Raw genomic sequence first — 4,117 nt, forward strand, 5'->3', positions numbered from 1 at the left:
TGCACCAATCCGAATGCACCGACCCCGCCCAACCGGTCGCCGACGTCGAGATCGACGCCGAGCCGGTCGCCATCGCACCGGTCGACATTGAGTCGGCGCTGGCGACACCGCTGCTCGCCGCCGCCGCCGATCTGGTCGGTGTCGCCGCCGCCGCGCTGGCGCGATCCGTCGAGCACGCCACAACACGCAGGCAGTTCGGCAAACCGATCGGCTCGTTCCAGGGCATCAAGCATGCCCTGGCCGACAACTACGTCGCGCTGGAGCGTGCCCGCGGCCTGACCTATGCCGCCGCTGCGAGGCTCGACGATCCGGCAACCCCGATCGCCGCCGGCTGGAACGCTGCGGCGATGGCCAAGGCCGCGGCGGGCGAGGCCGCGGTCGGGTGCGCACGGACCGGGGTGCAGGTTCACGGCGCGCTGGCGCAGACCTGGGAACACGACATGCACCTTTACTTGCGGCACGCCTGGCAGGGCGCCTCGACGCTGGGCGACAGCCGCGCGCTCTATCACGCGGTGGGGCGTCGCTTCGCCGGAAGTGCCGCATGAGCGACTTGATCGCCGAGTACGATGCCTGGCTGACCGACTTCCTGCCCGACGATTACTACGATCGCTACGACCAATACCGCTGGGACATCGGACTTCGACGCGATCATCAGCGCGCCGCCTTCGAGGCCGGCTGGTTGCAGCCGACCTGGCCGCGCGAGTACGGCGGCCGCTCACTGGGCCTGGCCCAGGCGATGGAGATCCGGCTCGAGGCAGCGGTGCGGTCGGCCCCCAAGCTGCCCAACGTCGCCGGGCCGGGAGTCGCGGCACCGGGGCTCCGACAATTCGGCACCCCCGAGCAAATCGACCGGCTGCTCGTCCCGTTACTGCGCGGTGACGAATGGTGGGCGCTGGGCATGTCGGAGCCTGAAGCAGGCTCCGATTTCGCCGGACTACGCACCCGCGCGGTGCGAGATGAACCAGATGGCAAAGTGTTCCGCGTCAAGGGCCGCAAGATCTGGACAACCCAGGCGCACCTGTCGCGGTGGTGCACCTTGTATGCGCGCACCGACCCCGACGCACCCAAGCATCGCGGAATCTCCTGCTTTGTCCTCGATCTCGAATCCCCGGGAGTGACCGTCGAGGCCATCCGGATGGCGTCCAGATCCGACGAGACCTTCTGCGAGGTCGTTCTCGACGACGTCGAGGTCCCAGCTGACAATCTGCTCGGCGAACTCAACGGCGGATGGCAGGTGGCGATGTCGTCACTCAACCATGAACGACAGATGATCTGGATCATGAACTGGGTCGAGATCCAGCGCGGTCTCACTACGATCCGTGAATCCCCGGCCACCCACGACGACGACTACGCCGGCGAGGTCTTCGCCGAACTCGGCTCGCTGGTCGCCGATGCCGAAGCTCTGCGGGCAACCGGCTACCGCGCGCTGAACAACGAGCTCGCCGGGATGCCGAGCCCGGAATCCGACATCCTCAAACTCCTCGGTTCGGTTACTTTGCAAAGGGTTTGGGAACTTTCCGCCGCGACGTCGGGACCCTGTTCGATCAGCGACAACGAGCTGCTCTTCGAGCGTCAGGACGCACTTGCCGCCACCATCTACGGCGGCACCTCTGAGGTCCAGCGCAACATCATCGCCGAGCGCCTGCTCGGTTTGCCGAAGGGATGACGATGGATTACGACCTCGGCACCGACGCCGCAGAGCTCAGGACCCACGTGCGCGATCTGATCTCCGCGCACATCCCGGAAGGGTTTCTCGGCGCCTGCACGAACGACGCCAAGGACCTGGCGACCACCGAGTCGTTCTGCAAGATGCTCGCCGCTGCCGGGCTACTGGCCCTGGCCTGGCCGAAAGAGCATGGTGGCGGCGGAAATTCGGTGTGGCAACAGACCGTGTTGCGCGAGGAGATGTGGGCGCACCACGAACCCCGCGGCGCGCAGTACATGGGCATCAACTGGGTGGGCCCGGCGCTGATGCGGTACGGCACTGCCGAACAGCAGGAGCGGCACCTGTCCGCCATCGCCGCCGGGGAGGTGATCTGGTGTCAGGGGTTCTCCGAGCCGGAAGCCGGCACCGACCTAGCCTCGCTGCGCACCCGCGCGACTGCCGACGGTGACGGCTGGCGCATCACCGGCCAAAAGGTGTGGACGTCCTACGCCCAGATGGCCTCCTGGTGCGTGCTCGCGGCATGCACCGATCCGGATGCCCCGAAATCCAAGCGGCTCAGTCTGTTTCTCGTCCCGATGGACCGAGCCGGGATCACCGTGCGCCCAATCCGGTCAATGCTGGGGCCGCATCACCTCAACGAAGTGTTTCTCGACGGCGTCGAGGTGTTCCCTGCCGAAGTCCTCGGTGAGGTGGGCGACGGGTGGCGGGTGATGCGCGAAGCACTGGCGTTCGAACGAGTCGGGATAGCCCGCTACGCGCGATGTGAGTCGCTATTGGACCGCATCCAGACCGAACTCGGCGACGACTGGGACACGTTGCCCGAGTCGATCCGCACGCGCTGGGTAAGGGCACTGATCGATCTGCGAATCGCCCGACTGCTGGCGTATCGCGCGGTTTCGCTGCAAGACGACCCAACGGCCGGCGGTGCAGCCAGTGCCGCCCGCATCGCGACCACCACCTGCGATCAGTTGGTTGCCGAGCTGCTGTTCGACGTCCTCGGCCCGTCGGCACTGGACAGCGGGATGTCGGCCCCGCTGCACGGTGCGATCGAAGATCATTGGCGTTACGCCCAGGCAGCCACCGTGGCGTCGGGAACCATCGAAGTACAGCGGATGCTGGTCGCTCGTGAAACGTTGGGAGATCATTGATGAAAACCACTCTGCCAGAAGATATTGCCGAGTTTGCAGCGGTCGCCAACAAGCGACTGTTCCGGCTCGGTGGAGCCCAGGCCGCGCTACAGGCCGAAACGGAGCCCCGACTGCGCCACGACGCCCGGACCGCGCTGTGCGACCTCGGGGCCTTCGACCTCGACGTCCGCGCGTCCACGGACGACCTGCTGGCCGCCGCGGTGCTCTGTCAGGTCGCCGGTGCGACCGCGCTGCCGTATCCGCTCGTCGAAGAGTTGCTGGCGATCGACGGCGTCCGGCTCACACTGGTGAATCCCGAAGCACCGCGGGTCGACCACGGTGACCTGGCGGGTGACTGGATGGCGGCCGATCTCGATGGGATCCGTTACCGCGTCAAGCCATCCACCCGCACCGCGGCAAAGCTCGGACCGTTTCTGGTGCCCGCCACATTGAGCCGACTCGACGCCACCGTGCCGGCGGCCGACATCTACCTGCATCTGACGTTGGGGTCATGGCGGATCGTCGGCGCGGTGCAGCAGGCCTTGCAGATCACCCGCCAGCACGTGGTCGCCCGCAGGCAATTCGGTAAACCGCTCGCGGAATTTCAGGCCGTCCGCTTTACCATCGCCGATGCCGCCGTCGCGGCCCGCGGGCTTTATGAACTCGCGAAGTACACCATCAGCCGCATGACATCGTCTCCCGCGCAGGTGTGTTCGGCAGATGCCCTCGCGCTCAGACTCAAGGCCGCCGACACCGCCCGGCAAGTCTTTCGGGCTGCACACCAACTCCTGGGCGCGCTGGGATTTTGCGACGAGTCCGATGTCAGCGTGCTCGACAGGCATACGCAGCCGCTCGTGCGGCTACCATTGAGCACCGAGGCGCTCACGGTGCGCCTACTGCCGGCAGTTCGAAGCGGTGCCCTCGAGACGTTGTTCTCCGACCCGGTCTCAGCGTGAGCACGTCGGCGATGGACGGAATTCCCTTCGGCGCCAAGCTTCGTCAGCTCGCCGAGCAACGCCCCGGCGACGTCGCTCTGACCGTGATCGCGCGCGACGGAAGCCCGCAGTTGTCGACGTTCGCGGAGCTGGATGCCCGGGCCAACCAGTGGGGGCGCGCCCTGTCTGGTTCCGGTGCCCGGGTCGGTTCGCTTGTTGCACTGAGCATTCCCAATTCAGCGGATCTGGTGCTGGCCGTACTTGGCTGCTGGAAGATCGGCGCCGTTCCGGTCCCGATGCGCTGGGACCTGCCGGACTGGGAGCGGTCTCGCGTTTTGGAGGTGATCGGTTCGACCATCGTCGTCGACGACGGCACCCGGGACATGCTG

Annotated in this window: 5 protein-coding genes; all 5 read left to right on the plus strand. The window is 66.7% G+C overall.

The features are described from left to right. Positions 1-545: acyl-CoA dehydrogenase family protein (locus tag AC2VOU_RS10355; protein WP_486957298.1), on the plus strand; the 545-nt coding region annotated here is incomplete at its 5' end. Continuing rightward, positions 542-1,666, plus strand: coding sequence for an acyl-CoA dehydrogenase family protein (locus tag AC2VOU_RS10360; RefSeq protein ID WP_486957299.1), 1,125 nt, complete (start codon positions 542-544; stop codon positions 1,664-1,666). The genes AC2VOU_RS10355 and AC2VOU_RS10360, both read left to right, overlap by 4 nt. A 2-nt stretch (positions 1,667-1,668) precedes the next feature. Then, complete coding sequence (locus tag AC2VOU_RS10365) at positions 1,669-2,814, plus strand: acyl-CoA dehydrogenase family protein (RefSeq protein ID WP_486957300.1); 1,146 nt, start codon at positions 1,669-1,671, stop codon at positions 2,812-2,814. Continuing rightward, positions 2,814-3,749, plus strand: coding sequence for an acyl-CoA dehydrogenase family protein (locus AC2VOU_RS10370; RefSeq protein WP_486957301.1), 936 nt, complete (start codon positions 2,814-2,816; stop codon positions 3,747-3,749). The genes AC2VOU_RS10365 and AC2VOU_RS10370 overlap by 1 nt, the downstream gene beginning before the upstream one ends. An 11-nt stretch (positions 3,750-3,760) precedes the next feature. Further along, on the plus strand, positions 3,761-4,117 hold a 357-nt coding region (locus tag AC2VOU_RS10375), incomplete at its 3' end, for an AMP-binding protein (protein WP_486957302.1).

It is taken from the genome of Mycobacterium sp. TH-M25 (assembly GCF_057473665.1).